Source organism: Flavobacterium tructae (genome assembly GCF_002217475.1).
In the GTDB taxonomy this organism is placed as follows: domain Bacteria; phylum Bacteroidota; class Bacteroidia; order Flavobacteriales; family Flavobacteriaceae; genus Flavobacterium; species Flavobacterium tructae.
The window spans coordinates 1-15,500 of the sequence record NZ_MUHH01000085.1 but is presented as its reverse complement, the minus strand read 5'-3'; the positions used below and the strand labels follow the sequence as shown (position 1 = coordinate 15,500).

Below are 15,500 nucleotides of genomic sequence, written 5' to 3'. Positions count from 1 at the left end.
ATTTCTAAGAGTTTTTGTATTTTAATTAACAACGGTTGACAACCAAAAATGAATTCAATTTGTAGATAAGTTCATATGTTGATATTTGTTGAAAATGGCATTTTTGGTATTGATAACTTTTCCAAAAATTCCTGAAACTTTATTAGGTTATTTCATTTGCGTTTTGGATTAGGTTTTTTTTCGACACGACCAAAAAAAACTTCTTATTTTCTATTCTAACTTATTAACAAATAATGTTAACTTAAAGTTAATTGAATATCAACGAATTACGAATCGCTATCAACACTTCAAAATTTTAACAAATATTATGATTATTCTTTATTGGTAATGAGACAGTTACAGAGTTGTTAATAATGTTGATAACTGTTAAGAATTTGATAGTATGATAGTTATAAATTTTGTTTTTGGCGGCTGGTTTTACGAATGTACATCCGTTATAATTGAGATAATTTATGGAATGTTTATAAGTGAGCAGAAAAAAGAAATTCGTGAAATTTGATGTATTTCGTGGCAAACATTTATTAATTGAGTAAATTTGTACCACACAACTTAATAGTATAAAAAAAATGAAAATTTCGATAGGAAATGACCACGCAGGACCGGATTATAAAAAAGCAATTGTTGCAATGCTGCAGGCAAAAGGATATGAAGTAACCAATTATGGGACTGATACAGAGGCTTCTGTTGATTATCCTGATTTTGGCCACCCGGTTGCAAATGATGTATCTGAAGGTAAAGCTGATTTTGGAATTGTAATCTGCGGTAGCGGAAACGGAATTGCAATGACGGCTAACAAACATCCAAAAGTAAGAGCTGGTTTATGCTGGACTAAAGAAATTGCTTATTTAACACGTTTACACAACGATGCAAATATTGTAAGTATTCCGGCTCGTTTTACCTCTATTGCTCAAGCAGTTGAAATTGTTGAAACCTTTTTAACAACGGAATTTGAAGGCGGAAGACATCAAAACAGAGTGAATAAAATTGCTTGCCAGTAAAAAGTCAAAAAAAATTCGGTGCTTCGCACCAATACTAAATACATAAGCCGGGCGGATTTTTAAAATTCATCCGGTTTGTTGTTTAAATAACTAAAATTTTACTTTTAAGTAATTGATAAAAAGGTATTTATGTAGTTATTAACAATGTAATTGTTTAAAATTTGACTTTCATTTTTAGATAAATCAATACAATCTGAATAAAAAAAATAAATGAGAATTTTATAATAAAAGAAGATTTGCTCGTTTTATGTCTAAAGAATAACATTGCTAAGAACAATCCAATTGTGCCGCCAATGGCCTCCAGAAAAAATAAGGTGTTTTCAGGAATTCTTTGTTTGTTTTTCCGGGCTTGATATTTATCATATCCTGCGAGAACAAAAACACTGATATTTACAATTAAAAAATACGTTAATAAAACTTCCATCGGCTTAAAATTAAAAACAAAGATATTATTTTAGCCGGGTGATTGATTAATCTAATGTCAATTTTGAAAGACAGATTATCTCATTTTCTAATCCAGAAATTATTTCATTATAAAGTATGACTAATATTCAATTCATTGCCAAGTCTGTTTCAACAGCAGCAATTAACATTCAAAATACAGTAAAATTACTAGAGGAAGATTGTACAGTTCCGTTTATTTCACGTTACCGAAAAGATACAACCGGAAATCTGGACGAAGTTCAAATTGAGCAAATTGCGAAACTTCAAAAGGAATATGAAACGATTGTAAAACGCAAAGAAGCGGTTTTGAAATCTATTGAAGAACAAAAATCACTTACGCCGGAACTGAAACAGAAAATAGAGCAAAGTTTTGATTTACAGGAAATAGAAGATTTTTATTTGCCTTTTAAAAAGAAAAAGAAAACAAAAGCTGATGTTGCGCGTGAATTTGGTTTAGAGCCATTGGCAAAAATCATTATGTCGGAGAATGATGTTGATGTTGATTTTATTTCGACACAATATCTTAATGAAAATGTGATTAATGAAGAAGCTGCCATGCAGGGGGCACGAGATATTATCGCGGAATGGATTAATGAAAACATTTATGTTCGTAAACAATTGCGAAGATTGTATCAGCGTAAAGCAGTGATAGCAACTAAAGTTGTAAAAAAGAAGAGTGAGGAAGAAGGAGCTCAAAAGTTCAGTCAGTATTTTGAGTGGGAAGAACCGTTGACAAAAGCGCCTTCACATCGTTTATTAGCAATGCTTCGTGCTGAAAATGAGGGATTCGTAAAAATGAAAGTGGATGTTGATCTGGACGAAGCCTATGACATTATTGATGAGATCATTATTAAAAAACAAAACAGTACAACAGCTCATTTGCAGTTAGCGATTGAAGACAGTTATAAGCGATTGTTAAATCCTGCTATTGGAAATGAAACTTTGCAGGAAGCAAAAGCAAAAGCGGATGCCAATTCAATCCAGGTTTTTGCAAACAATTTAGGACAGCTGTTATTGGCACCGCCTTTGGGTGAAAAACGTATTTTGGCAATCGATCCAGGATTTAGAAGTGGCTGTAAAGTAGTTTGCCTGGACGAAAAAGGAGATCTGTTGTATAATGAAACCATTTATCCTCACGCGCCTCAAAACGAGGAAACTATGGCGATCAAAAAAATTCGTTCTATGGTAAATGCGTATCAGATTGATGCTATTTCTATTGGAAACGGAACGGCATCACGTGAAACGGAGTTTTTCATCAAAAAAATCGCGTTCGACAAACCGTTACAGGTTTTTATTGTTTCTGAAGCAGGAGCGTCAGTATATTCGGCATCAAAAATTGCGAGGGAGGAATTTCCAAATTATGATGTTACGGTTCGTGGATCGGTTTCTATTGGAAGACGACTTTCAGATCCTTTGGCTGAATTGGTAAAAATTGATCCAAAAGCAATTGGAGTAGGTCAATATCAACATGATGTGGATCAGACGAAATTAAAAGAAGAATTAGACAATACGGTAATTCGTTGTGTGAACTCGGTTGGAATCAATATCAATACGGCGAGTAAACATTTATTGAGTTATGTGAGTGGAATAGGAGAGAAGCTGGCCGAAAATATTGTTCAGTACCGTTCTGAAAACGGACCTTTTGAGGACAGAAAACAGCTTAAAAAAGTACCTCGTTTAGGAGATAAGGCTTATCAGCAGGGAGCTGCTTTTATTAGAATTACAAATGCTAAAAATCCGCTGGATAATTCGGCAGTACACCCGGAAGCGTATCCGGTTGTGGAGAAAATGGCGAAAGATTTAAAACTTTCGGTAAATGAGTTAATTGCTAATAAAGAGAAAACAGCGCTTATTAAGGCCGAAAATTATATTACTCCTCAAGTTGGATTATTAACTTTAAAAGACATCATAAAAGAGCTTGAAAAGCCTGGATTAGACCCGAGAAAGTCGGCTAAGGTTTTTGAGTTTGATGCCAATGTAAAATCGATTAAAGATTTGAAAACCGGAATGATTTTACCTGGAATTGTAAATAACATTACCAACTTTGGCTGTTTTGTTGATATTGGAATTAAAGAAAGTGGCTTGGTTCACATTTCTCAGCTAAAAGCAGGATTTGTCAGCGATGTAAACGAAGTAGTAAAACTACATCAGCATGTTGACGTTAAGGTTACTGAGGTTGATGAAGATAGAAAGAGAATTCAGCTGACAATGATACTATAAAAGAGAATACGACTTCCAGAATGCGTACCGAGAGTATTTTTTTTGCCACTGATTTTACAGATTCATACAGATTTTATACGCAATTACTAAAGAAATCTGTGGAAATCTTTCGAATCTGTGGCTAATTTTACCAGTTTGGTATTAGTCATGGATAGTTTTAAAACAGGAAATAAAAAAATCCCAAATTACAATCTTATATAATTGTAATTTGGGATTTCTAACAACTCGAAAGTTATTATTTTGTTTCTTCCTCTTCTTTTTTAGCAGCAGGAGCAGATTGATCATCCTTAGCGGCATTTTTGAATTCTTTAATTCCGCTTCCTAAACCTTTCATTAATTCCGGAATTTTTTTACCTCCAAAAAGTAATATCACAATACCTACTATTACGAGGATTTCTGTAAGACCTAATCTTCCCATGATTGTATATTTAATGCCGAAGCAAATTGTTTTCTAAATTTTAAGCAAAGGTATATAGAAATATACGAACAAGAAGTCTTTTTAGATTAAAATATTTGTTTGTGACAGCGTTAAATATTTTATAAAATAGTAAAATAAGTGTATTCGTTCATTTTTGTCCCGCAGCAACAAGACGATTAATTGTTATATTTGCTCGTAATAAATAACCATAAATGACCAGGAAAAAGTTCAATTTCAGGAAAAGTTTATTCATTAAGAACCGATTGGTGATTTTGAATGAGGATACTTTTGAAGAAATTTTTTCGTTCAAACTTAATTTAATGAACGTTTTTGTGACGTTTACTTTGGGTGGAATTTTTTTGATTTTAATTACTACTTTCATCATTGCTTTTACCCCTTTGCGAGAGTTTATTCCGGGGTATTCTTCCTCTGAATTAAAAAAGAACGCGACAGAATTAGCTATAAAATCAGATTCACTGGAAACTGCTTTAAAGAAAAATGAGGCCTATATAAACGGGATTCAGAAGGTTTTAAGAGGAGAATTGGAATATGCAAAATTCAATAAAGATTCTATTTTAGCAGAAACTGATGAGCCTTCGGAGGTGGATATGAAAGCTTCGGAAGAAGAAATTAAATTAAGGGAAGAAGTGGCCAAAATGGAGAAGGAGTCGGGTGAAAAATCCCGAAATAAAAAGAAAAGTGACAAGAATTAATACCTCAAACAATGTCTATTAAGTCAGTAGCAGCAAAATTATTTGCCAGCACCATATATTATCAAACCAAGGCCTGGGCCAATAAACCGGTCGAAACGCAACAAGCTGTATTTAAGAGTTTAATACACAGTGCCAAAGAAACTCAGTTTGGAAAAGATCATCATTTTGATAAAATAAAAACAGTTCATGATTTTAGAAAACGTGTGCCTGTTCGGGATTATGAAGATTTAAAGCCCTACATCGATAAGGTGAGGATGGGGGAAAAAAACATTCTTTGGAAAGGAAAACCGCTTTATTTTGCAAAAACTTCCGGTACAACTTCCGGAGCCAAATACATTCCGCTTACCAAAGAGTCGATGCCTTTTCATATTGAAGCATCCAGAAATGCGATTCTGCATTATATTTATGAAACCGGAAATGCTGATTTTGTTGATGGGAAAATGATTTTCCTTCAGGGAAGTCCCATTTTAATTGAGAAATACGGAATTAAATTTGGTCGATTATCTGGGATAGGAGCGCATTTTGTACCAAAATATCTTCAAAAAAACCGAATGCCATCCTGGGAAACCAATTGTATTGAAGATTGGGAGACTAAAATTGACGCCATTGTTGAGGAAACGATTGAACAGGATATGACCATTATTTCGGGAATTCCGTCATGGGTTCAGATGTATTTTGAGCGTTTACAGGAAAAAAGCGGCGGTAAGAAAATCACGGATTTGTTTAAAAACTTTCAATTGTTTATTTACGGAGGAGTAAATTATGAGCCGTATCGTGCCAAGTTTGAAAATTTGATGGGCAGAAAGGTAGACAGTATCGAGCTGTTTCCCGCTTCAGAAGGCTTTTTCGCGTATCAGGATTCTCAAAAAGAAAAAGGGATGCTGCTGTTGCTGAACTCAGGAATTTTTTACGAATTTATCAAAGCAGATGAATTTTTTGAACCAAATCCAAAAAGTCTGACCATTGGAGAAGTAGAGACAGGTGTTAACTATGCTTTGATTATTTCAACAAATGCTGGGCTCTGGCGTTATAATATTGGAGATACAGTACAGTTTACTTCTTTATTTCCACACAAAGTTATTGTTTCGGGCCGAATCAAACACTTTATTTCAGCTTTTGGAGAACATGTGATTGCAAACGAGGTCGAAAATGCGATGAAAGAAGCCACGCAAGGAACCAAAGTCGTAATTAATGAGTTTACAGTTGCCCCGCAAATAAACCCTTCAAATGGATTACCGTATCATGAATGGCTGATTGAATTTGAAACAGAACCCGAAAATATGGACGTTTTTGCAGAAACAATTGATAATTCGATGCGAAAGCAAAATATTTACTACGATGATTTGATAACCGGAAATGTTTTGCGTAAAGTTGTGGTAAGCAAAGTTTCAAAAAACGGATTTCAGGAATACATGAAATCGCAAGGAAAATTAGGAGGTCAGAACAAAATTCCTAGATTATCAAATAATAGAGATATTGCCGATAATTTAAAGTAAGATTATAATGAAACAACAGTTTAGTAACACTAGGGTTTTATGAAACTATAGTTTTAAATTACTACTTTCGTTGATTGAAAAATACAAATTGCATCTTCTGAAGAAGAAGATTTTAAAATAGAATAGCATGAAAGAAACCAAACATATATCAAGATCAAGAGCGCAGGAATCGTCTGCTGCTATAGAAAAAATGTACATTACAATGCGTCACTTATTCAACCGAGGTTTTTATAAACCAATGGGAGTTTCAGGAGATAGTTTACGTGAGTCATTACTAGCATTACGTCCGGAGATATACGGAAATATAGGGGAAGAGAAAGTAGAACTTAATGGTCTTTTATACGTAATAGAGCGTCTTCCGATAGGAATCGAGCAATGTCGTTTCATTAATTTAACTTCAGACGAAGGATATTCTAAATCACATTTTCAACCCATTGTTCCTCCAAAAAGAAGAAGAAACTGTTATCGTATTGATGAGGAGCAAATGAATGTTGAAATCACTCGCGGGCGATCAGACATTTATGATATTCTGACGCATTTGACTTTTATTTTCATCGAATCACATAAAATTAAAAACAGAGTTTTATTAGATGACGGAGGTGAGGTTTCCCGCGATTGGCTGAAATTAGAACAAGCCGTATTGCAGACGAAGAAGCTTTCTCAAATAGAAAAAGAAAAAGCAATTTCGCATGTTGCAAATATTCTGGCAAGAACTTTTGAAGAAGTTTTAGATATTTATGACGCTTTTGGATCAGAGAATGCTCCTGATCGTTTCCTTCACGTTATTTACTGGTTAGGAAAACTGGCGATTGAAGAAGTTATTGACAACAATAAACGTACAATCACCTTTAGTCCGGTTTTAAGAGAGCGTTTAGGGCACCATATTCACGGTGAAATCTGGGCAACTAACATTAAGGAAGTTCTTAAGGCAAACAATCTGTTAAAACGTCCAATTCATGTGATTAGTGCAAATATGCACAGTGTGATGAATTCAATTTTTGCAACACCGTTGTTGAAAACAAAATTCAAGGAGAAGTCAGATTTCTATATTTATGAAGAATTAAGTAAATCAGGTGCCAAAGAAATTAGAGGAGTTGTAGAAGAACTGGCATTAAAAAATGGAATGATTTCGCTACCGGATAGCTCCGGAACGAATATCGATGTTCAGATTTTTGATACGGCTAAAATTGACTGGGCAAAAACGGCTTTTCCAAAAGCAAAACTGGAAGAAGAAAAACCAGTTATTATTGTAATGGATTATGCATTTGGAGAACAGGCGTATGAAACGATTGACGAACTTTTGAAACCGTATAAAAAAGATACTTTATTGAACGTAAAATCGGTTTCGATAATGGGTAAAGCCGGAATTCTGGAAGGTGGAAAAGGAGATATTATGATTCCTACTGCACACATAAATGAAGGAACTGCTGATAATTATTTCTTTGAAAATGAATTAACAGGAGCCATGTTTGAAGGAAATGATATTGCTGTTTTTGAAGGAGCTATGGTTACCGTTTTAGGAACATCGTTGCAAAACAGAGATTTGTTGAAATTCTTCCATGAGTCTACCTGGGGTGTAATTGGTCTTGAAATGGAAGGATCTTATTATCAGAAAGCGATTCAGTCTGCCTCTAAAATCAGAAAAAGTGTACCACATGATATCAAGGTTCGTTATGCTTATTATGCATCAGATAATCCATTGGAAACGGGTAGCACATTAGCTTCAGGTGGATTAGGTACAACAGGTGTAAAACCAACGTATTTGATTACCATTAAAATTTTAGAACAGATTTTCAACGTAAAATAGAACTTATAAATGAGTACAAGAGTACCCCAAAATCAAGAAGATCAGGAAATTGATTTGTTGCAGATTTCAAAAAAAATCAACCATTTTTTTCAGAGGATCAATACTTCTATTTTTAGGGGTATTCAGTTTTTTGTTCGAAACTGGATTTTGGTAGCAGTACTCATTTTGTTAGGTTTTTTGACGGGTTGGTATTTTGATGCCAATAGAGAATCGTATGATAATAAAATTATAGTTGCACCAAATTTTGGGAGTGTCGATTATTTATATACAAAGATTGATTTAATTGATTCAAAGATTGCTTCCGGAGATACTGTTTTCTTAAAAAATATTGTTGGAATTTCGAATCCGAGAGTAATTTCAAAAATTGAAATTAAACCCATATCTGACGTTTTTAGATTTGTAGAAAATAAAGAACAAAATTTTGAACTTATAAAGTTAATGGCCGAAGATGGTGACATTAACAAAATCTTATTGGATAACGTTACCAGTAAAAACTATACTTTTCATTCGATTTCATTTATTTCTAATGAATTAATTGATGAAAAAGAATTTGTAGAACCGATATTAAAATATTTGAATAATTCGGAATACTATAATTCAATTCAAAAAATAGAATTCAAAAATATTGAACTGAAAATTGCTCAAAATGATACTATTATTAGTCAGATAAATGATGTTTTAAACGGGTTTTCAGGTACAGTAAAAAATACGGTTAAAAACGACAAATTAGTATATTACAACGAGAATACGCAATTAAATGATATTATAAAGACGAAAAAGGAATTGATTAATGATCAGGGCAGAAATAGACTGGAATTAATAAGTTTTGATAAAACAATTAAAGACATTAACTCAACCCTAAATATAAAAAACACAAAATCCATCTTCGGAAAGTTAAAATTTATACTGCCAGTTTTATTTATTATTTTATTTGGATTAATAAACTTTTTTAAGACCTTTTATAATAAACAATTAGCAAAGCAGAAATTAACCCAATCATAATAATTGAATTCAAATTAAAATTAAAAAAAATGAATGCAAAATTACTATTAGGAGCTCTTATATTATTTTTTACTTTGAATTCATGTAAGAATGATGCTGTAAAAGAAGAACAAACATCATCAAAGGATAATTTTTCCGTAGTTATAGAAGGTGTTTTTGAAAAAAATGACAAATTGCAGGTTTTTTACTTACTTGATGGAAAAGAATGGAGTGAAGAAAACTCTGTTTCACAAGCAATTTATGCATCCAAAGATATGCAGAAAATAGAGTTAGATTTTCCAAAGAATATTAAAATAAAAAACATTAGAGTTGATTTAGGATTTAATCCAACACAATCCTATGTAACAATCAAAAATATTAGTGTAAAATATAAGGATGAAATAATTGATGGGGATTTAGAGGGCTATATTCTTTACTTTACACCAAATGAATTCGTAACATGGGATCCTAATTATTTTGGTTATAAGTTAAGCACTCTAAATGATAACTATGACCCATTTATGACGGGTAATGAATTATTTATAGATAAATTGGCGATGATGGGACAAAAGAAAGAATAGATCTTTTGGACGTTATTTAGTTGTATTTATATGTTTAATTTAAGAGTGAATGAAAAAGAATACAATTATAGATTATCTAACGTATGGTTCAGGTCAGTTAATTAACCTCATTGCACCATTATTGGTAGCTCCAAAAGTTATTTCAGTATGTGGTATTGAGCATTGGGGTAAAATAGGCGTAGCATTATCTGTTTTTACTTTGTTGGGATTATTTATTGATTTTGGATCTAATATTCTGGGGGTTAAAGAAATTAGTATTAATAAAGATAATTTTAGTAAAATTCAAAGCTATTTAAATACTTCTTTTGCTATCAAACTAATCTTTTTTTTCATACTCCTTCTTTTAATAATAGTTGTTAGTTTGATTTTTAGTACTATAAATCAAAAGCTATATTTATTAGCATTAACACTTTTATCTGCTCAATTTTTTAATATCACATGGGTTTATCAGGGACTTGAGAAATTCGGTATTATCAATAGACTTATTTTCTTTTCAAAGGCAATTTATGTATTACTTGTATACATTTTAATTCGTGAAAAAGAAGATTATTATTTTGTTTTGTTCCTATTAGGAGCAGCTAATACGTTTATTTATTTATTCTATTTTATAAAAATATGGAAATCTTATAAGCTTTCCCTTTTAGATGTTAAAGGCGATTTGATTAAAAAGCAGTTCAAAAATGAATACGCTATACTCGTTTCTAATTTTTCAATAGCAACATATGTACAAAGTCCAATTTTAATAATTCAATATTTATTAGGGGATTATTATGCTGGAATTTATAAAATTGGAGACATGATATTAAGTGTTTTTCGAAGTTATTTATCTGTCTTTTTTAATGTTAGTTTTCCTAAATTTTGTGAGCGGTATAGTCAAAATAAGAAAGAGGGAATTTTATTTTTAAAAAAAATAAACTGTATTAACACATTGCTATTAGTTTTAGGAGTTTTAGTGATACTAATTGGCGGAACAATTAGTATGAATTACTATGTTATAAATGATGATATCAACAATCTTTTGGGGTTTTATTCAGGTTTTTTAATAGTACCAATTATAACGGCTCTAAATATTCCATTTTATCAATATTTAATTTACAAAAATGAGCAAAAGGTATTATCTAAAATTTTATCTTTCGGCTCTGTAATGATGTTGATTTCTGGTTATTTGTTGACTTTGTTTTTTAAATTAAAAGGAAGTTTGATTTCCGTTTTTTTTATAGAAGGTTTAATCACAACTTTAATAATATTACTTTGTTTTAAAAAATATAAAATTAGTTTAAGAACATTTCAAATCAATAAATAAAAATATGCAAGAGTCTTATTTAGAGAAAGAAAAGGAATATTTTTCAATAATCAGAAAAGATATTATTTCTTTTATTGGCATGGATAAGGATTTAACAATTTTAGAAATTGGAGCAGGAAGCGGTGTGACATTATTAGAATTAAAAAACAAAGGCATTGCAAAAAAGATAATAGGATTTGATATAGTAGATGTTGCACACAACAAAGAAAAATTTGATTCTTTTATTATTGGAAATGTTGAAAATGATGATTTTTCGTTTGAATCTGATTTTTTTGATAGTATAATATTGGCAGATGTTCTTGAACATTTAATAGAACCACAAAGAACAATTCAAAAATTAATTCCACATTTAAAAAAGGGAGGAAATTTTTATATCAGTTTACCGAACATTAGAAATTATGAAGTTTTTTATAAAATCTTTGTTAAAGGAACTTTTGAATACACAAATGAGGGAATTTTTGATAAAACACATGTTCGTTTTTTTTGTAAAAAAGACATGTTAAACCTAATCAAACTATTTCCAGAGTTAGAAGTTCAGAAAATAGAATCAAATTTAAAGCATATTTCTTCAATGAAATCAACTTTAAACAAACTAACTTTTGGTGTTTTTGAACCTTTTTTAAGTACACAGTATTTGATTAAGGTAATTCGAAAATAAAAGAAATAATATTGTTAATGAATAAGAAAGTATATATTGTTCTTTTAAATTACAATAGTTCTGCAGATTCTATTGAGTGCTTAGAAAGTATTTTAAAGCTAAAGTATACTAATTATCAGGTAATTGTTATTGATAATAGCGAAAAATCACAATATTTTGAAGAGCTAAAATTATGGGCTCAGGGAACTCATATTCCTAAGCACGAATTCTTTAAAAATCACACTCATCCTTTAGAAAAAAAGCCATTATCCTTTCTAAGTATTGATGAAAAAGATTTAGTATCAGAAACGAAGCAGGAAACGATACTTTTGGTAAAAGCAGAGCGAAATAAAGGTTTTGCAGCAGGAAATAATTTGGCACTAAAATATATTTTAGACCAAAAAAAAATGGATTCCTATGTTTGGCTTTTGAACAACGATACAGTAATAGAGAAAAATGTACTGACCGATATTATTTCTGAAATTGAGAAACAAGATATATCTGGTAAAATAAATATATATGGGACCGCTTTATTGGAATATGATAATCCATCCAAAGTTCAATCACTGGGAGGTTTTTACCACTCCGGAACAGGTCTGACAACACATCTTGGAGAAGGAGTTTTGATTGATGAAGCCATTTTAAACTTTGATAAAATAGTTCAAAATGTAAGTTATCCTGTTGGAGCCTCTATGCTAATAAAGTGTAATGATCTTGAATCAATTGGATTATTATCGGAAGATTATTTTTTGTTTTATGAAGAAATAGATTGGGCTTCAAGAGCAAAGAAAAAAGGAGGCGGTGTAAAAATACTGCCGGTTTTTGGGGTTTATCATAAACAGGGAAATAGTACAAAATCAAAATTTAATAATCGGAAATCTGAATTTATAGATCTGATTTCATTGGATAGCCGGATTATTTATGCTAAAAAGTATAATCGAAAAAATCTTACAATTGTTTATTTATCGATTTTAACCTTGACTATTGGTAACCGAATCTGGCAAAGAAACTTTAAGGTAATTCCAAAAATTTTAAAATTGCTTTTTAGTAAAAGCAAAAAATTATCGTAATAAAATGAAAATAGATATTAAAAAAGTCTTTTTAGTGTTTCTGCCTTTTACTCAGGCACTAACTTTGAATATCTTTTTCCCACTTAAAATATCTGAAATAGCACTTGTCGTTTTAATTCTATTTTATGTCAATAAAACGGTTATCTCAAAAGATACAATTTGGTTTTTTAATAATAATCTCGTTATTCTGTTATTAGGAATTCTGGTGACATTATCCTTTTTTGTAAATATTTTCTGGAACTATTCCTATCCCCCAAAGTTAATTCCTTTTAGGATCAACAGAGTTGGGGATAGTTTTATCAGGCTTTGTTATTTTTACTTGTGTTTAGCAGCTTATTACATATCATTTCGACTATTCACCAAAGATATTAGAATTTTAGAAAAATGGGTTTTAGGAGCAATGATCTCAGCCATTTTTGGATGGTATTTATTTTTATCATCAAAACTTAATATACCCTATTTTACACTCCCGGGTATGGACGATCCACAAATATTGGAGGGTTTTATAAGGTGTAGTACTTTTAAAGAGGGTAATTATTTTGGATTATTTCTATTATTATCAGCATCAGTTTCTTTTTATTTAGAAAAGAGAGCCCATGGGTGGTTTTTACTCTTTAGTGTTATAGTATCAATGTCTACCATTTCGATAATTTCAGTATTCATTTTTATATTCTATTTTTATAGAAAAAGACTTTTAAGTCTAAATATACTTCTTAAAGTGATTCCAGTTGCAGTTATAGGAGTTTTACTGTTTATTCAGACCGATCTTTATCAAAAGTATGTTTATGAAAAACTATTTGATTCAACAAGAACACTTACTCAGAATAATTTTTCAAAAGTAGATAGGGTTATTACGGGAAATGTTGCTTTTTATTCAGGAATAGAAAATCCTTTTTTCGGAGTAGGGCCGGCTAATTATGGACTTCATTATGATTATTACAACAATTATAAAAAGATTGTTGTGCATAGAAATGATTATTTTGATCATTTTGCACAGCGAAAGAATGAAAGAGCTATACCAAACAATGTATATTTAGAAGTTTTGTCTGAATATGGTGTAATTGCCGCAATATTGTTTATGCTGTTCTTATTTCTTATTTTAACAAAAGCTTATTATTTAAAAGAAGATGCCATAGTTGCTGGTATATTCAGTATTATAATTTCTTTTAATGCATTTCCGTCGTTTATAATGCTCTTTATTTGGGTTTTTCTTGCGATACCTTTTGCGATTCATCGAAATAAATTAAACCAGCAGACAGCAACAATAAATTAACCCTTTGTAAAAAAAAGCCATATGATTCAGGAGGTCTTTAAGAAAAATAAAATAGAGTTAGTCTGCTTCTTTTTTATAGCATTTGCTTTTGTCTTTAAAATCTCTTTAGCGACACCATTTATTTTGTTTTTGCTACTATTGAATATTTCAGGGGCGAAAGATTTTAAAGATAATTTTGCGGTTAAATTATTAAGCTTATTATTCGGATCAATCTATATATTGTACTTGTTGTCCTTCTTTTTGAATTATGATTTTTCGTCAAAATTAATTATCCGGTCACTTGGTTTTATTTTTATTCCATTATTGTTTTTAGTAAAAAGGATAAGTGAAAAGGAGATAAAGTTTTTTATTTTTTCCTTTTTAATTCTGCAATTGATACACACACTTTATATTAATTGTATTGTATTACAGTATCATTTTTTTTCAGCGTCTAAAAGTTTTGAAAACTTTACCGCTTTGGTCGAGAATAAGTTCTTAATAGAAAGACCTTATTTTTCTTTAAATTGTTTATTATCAATATTTTGTGTTAAGTTTTTATTAGATAGGGCCACAGTAAAAAAAGGAATACTCTATTTATTTATCGGCCTGATGATTTTTACTTTGTTCATTATTGCCGCAAGACTTGCAATGGGGGTTTCGGTACTAATTTGTCTTTTTATTTTTTTAAAAGAAAGGAAGATAGCTTATTTTGTAGGGTTCTTATGCATTTTAGTTGTTACTGTTTTGACGAATAAATATGCTATACAAAGACTTGCAATAGAAAAAGGAGAACCTCGAATTGCAATATGGACCTGTGCAAAAAATATTATTGATGAACAAGAGTTTAATTATTTTATCGGAACTTTTAGCAGTGAGAAAGTGGATAAAAAATTAATTGAATGTTATAATTCAAAAGAAATATCAAGTGGTCCGTATTGGTGGATTGGAAAATACAATTATCAGTACAACACCCATAATCAATACCTTTGGTTTTTTGTTTGTTACGGTTTATTGGGACTAATTTTATTTTTAGGAATTTTTGGTGTTCATTTCTGGAATTTTATTAAAAACAAAAATACATATTCCTTTTTTTTCATATTGATTTTTTCATTCCAAAGTTTATTTGAAAATCTTTTAAGCAGACAACTTGGAATTTATTTGTTTATTTGGTTCTGTTTTCTTTTTGTGTTCCCAATCGAAAATACAATTCAGGATGAAGAATAAAATTGTAATCAATGGCCGTTTTTTAACTCAAAGAGGAACAGGAGTTCAAAGGGTGGCTACAGAAATAAGCAAACATTTACAGCAACATTATAAAGAGGATATTCTTTTTGTTTGCCCTAATAAAACTTTCTTGAATCCTGCGGCAGAGTCATTTAATTGTGTAAAGACAGGTTTTTTTTCGGGTTATTTGTGGGAACAAGTAGAATTACCTTTTTTCTTATTTAGGAACAAAGTTTCCTTATTGATTAATTTTTGTAATACAGCTCCAATTCTATTTAAAAAAAATTTAATCGTCATTCATGATATGGCGGTAAAAGAGAATAAAAATTGGTTTAATTGGAAGTTTGCTCTTGTTT

At 30.8% G+C, this 15,500-nt stretch carries 15 protein-coding genes; 13 read left to right on the top strand and 2 right to left on the bottom strand.

The genetic code is table 11. The features are described from left to right. Positions 1-566: 566 nt before the first annotated feature. Positions 567-998 (top strand): ribose 5-phosphate isomerase B, encoded by a 432-nt coding sequence (gene rpiB / locus B0A80_RS20520; RefSeq protein WP_089078498.1) that lies wholly within the window; start codon positions 567-569, stop codon positions 996-998. Between the two features lie 154 nt (positions 999-1,152). Here the strand turns inward: rpiB and B0A80_RS20515 are convergent, their stop codons facing one another. Further along, a complete protein-coding gene (locus B0A80_RS20515; RefSeq protein WP_089078497.1) occupies positions 1,153-1,422 on the bottom strand; it encodes a DUF1294 domain-containing protein in 270 nt (89 codons plus the stop codon). 116 nt (positions 1,423-1,538) lie between these two features. Between B0A80_RS20515 and B0A80_RS20510 the strand changes: the two genes are divergently transcribed. Continuing rightward, positions 1,539-3,662, top strand: coding sequence for a Tex family protein (locus tag B0A80_RS20510; protein ID WP_089078496.1), 2,124 nt, complete (start codon positions 1,539-1,541; stop codon positions 3,660-3,662). A gap of 235 nt (positions 3,663-3,897) precedes the next feature. Here B0A80_RS20510 and B0A80_RS20505 read toward each other — a convergent pair whose 3' ends face one another. Continuing rightward, positions 3,898-4,080 carry a Sec-independent protein translocase subunit TatA/TatB gene (locus B0A80_RS20505; protein WP_017498756.1) on the bottom strand — a complete coding sequence of 61 codons (183 nt, stop codon included), beginning with the start codon at positions 4,078-4,080 and terminating at the stop codon, positions 3,898-3,900. A gap of 212 nt (positions 4,081-4,292) precedes the next feature. Between B0A80_RS20505 and B0A80_RS20500 the strand changes: the two genes are divergently transcribed. The 11 genes from B0A80_RS20500 to B0A80_RS20450 form a co-directional block, all read left to right on the top strand. Further along, the gene (locus tag B0A80_RS20500) at positions 4,293-4,793 is read left to right on the top strand and encodes a hypothetical protein (protein WP_017498755.1); all 501 of its coding nucleotides are present in this window, start codon (positions 4,293-4,295) and stop codon (positions 4,791-4,793) included. An 11-nt stretch (positions 4,794-4,804) separates the two neighbouring features. After that, on the top strand, positions 4,805-6,289 hold the full coding sequence (locus B0A80_RS20495; RefSeq protein ID WP_089078495.1) for a GH3 auxin-responsive promoter family protein: 1,485 nt from the start codon (positions 4,805-4,807) through the stop codon (positions 6,287-6,289). 127 nt (positions 6,290-6,416) lie between these two features. After that, a complete protein-coding gene (locus B0A80_RS20490) occupies positions 6,417-8,096 on the top strand; it encodes a DUF6909 family protein (protein WP_089078494.1) in 1,680 nt (559 codons plus the stop codon). A 9-nt stretch (positions 8,097-8,105) separates the two neighbouring features. Next, positions 8,106-9,098 (top strand): hypothetical protein, encoded by a 993-nt coding sequence (locus tag B0A80_RS20485; protein WP_089078493.1) that lies wholly within the window; start codon positions 8,106-8,108, stop codon positions 9,096-9,098. A 29-nt stretch (positions 9,099-9,127) separates the two neighbouring features. After that, positions 9,128-9,658: a hypothetical protein gene (locus tag B0A80_RS20480; RefSeq protein ID WP_089078492.1), complete on the top strand. Its 531-nt coding sequence runs from the start codon at positions 9,128-9,130 to the stop codon at positions 9,656-9,658. Between the two features lie 49 nt (positions 9,659-9,707). After that, the gene (locus B0A80_RS20475) at positions 9,708-10,961 is read left to right on the top strand and encodes an oligosaccharide flippase family protein (RefSeq protein WP_089078491.1); all 1,254 of its coding nucleotides are present in this window, start codon (positions 9,708-9,710) and stop codon (positions 10,959-10,961) included. A gap of 4 nt (positions 10,962-10,965) precedes the next feature. Next, positions 10,966-11,619, top strand: a complete 654-nt coding sequence (locus B0A80_RS20470) for a class I SAM-dependent methyltransferase (RefSeq protein ID WP_089078490.1) — start codon at positions 10,966-10,968, stop codon at positions 11,617-11,619. A gap of 17 nt (positions 11,620-11,636) precedes the next feature. Next, positions 11,637-12,668 (top strand): glycosyltransferase family protein, encoded by a 1,032-nt coding sequence (locus tag B0A80_RS20465; protein WP_089078489.1) that lies wholly within the window; start codon positions 11,637-11,639, stop codon positions 12,666-12,668. Positions 12,669-12,672: 4 nt separating this feature from the next. After that, positions 12,673-13,941, top strand: coding sequence for an O-antigen ligase family protein (locus B0A80_RS20460; protein WP_089078488.1), 1,269 nt, complete (start codon positions 12,673-12,675; stop codon positions 13,939-13,941). A gap of 588 nt (positions 13,942-14,529) precedes the next feature. After that, positions 14,530-15,144 carry an O-antigen ligase family protein gene (locus tag B0A80_RS20910; protein ID WP_165769309.1) on the top strand — a complete coding sequence of 205 codons (615 nt, stop codon included), beginning with the start codon at positions 14,530-14,532 and terminating at the stop codon, positions 15,142-15,144. Continuing rightward, positions 15,134-15,500 (top strand): glycosyltransferase family 4 protein (locus tag B0A80_RS20450; protein WP_165769308.1); only part of this gene is annotated, 367 nt, incomplete at its 3' end. The genes B0A80_RS20910 and B0A80_RS20450, both read left to right, overlap by 11 nt.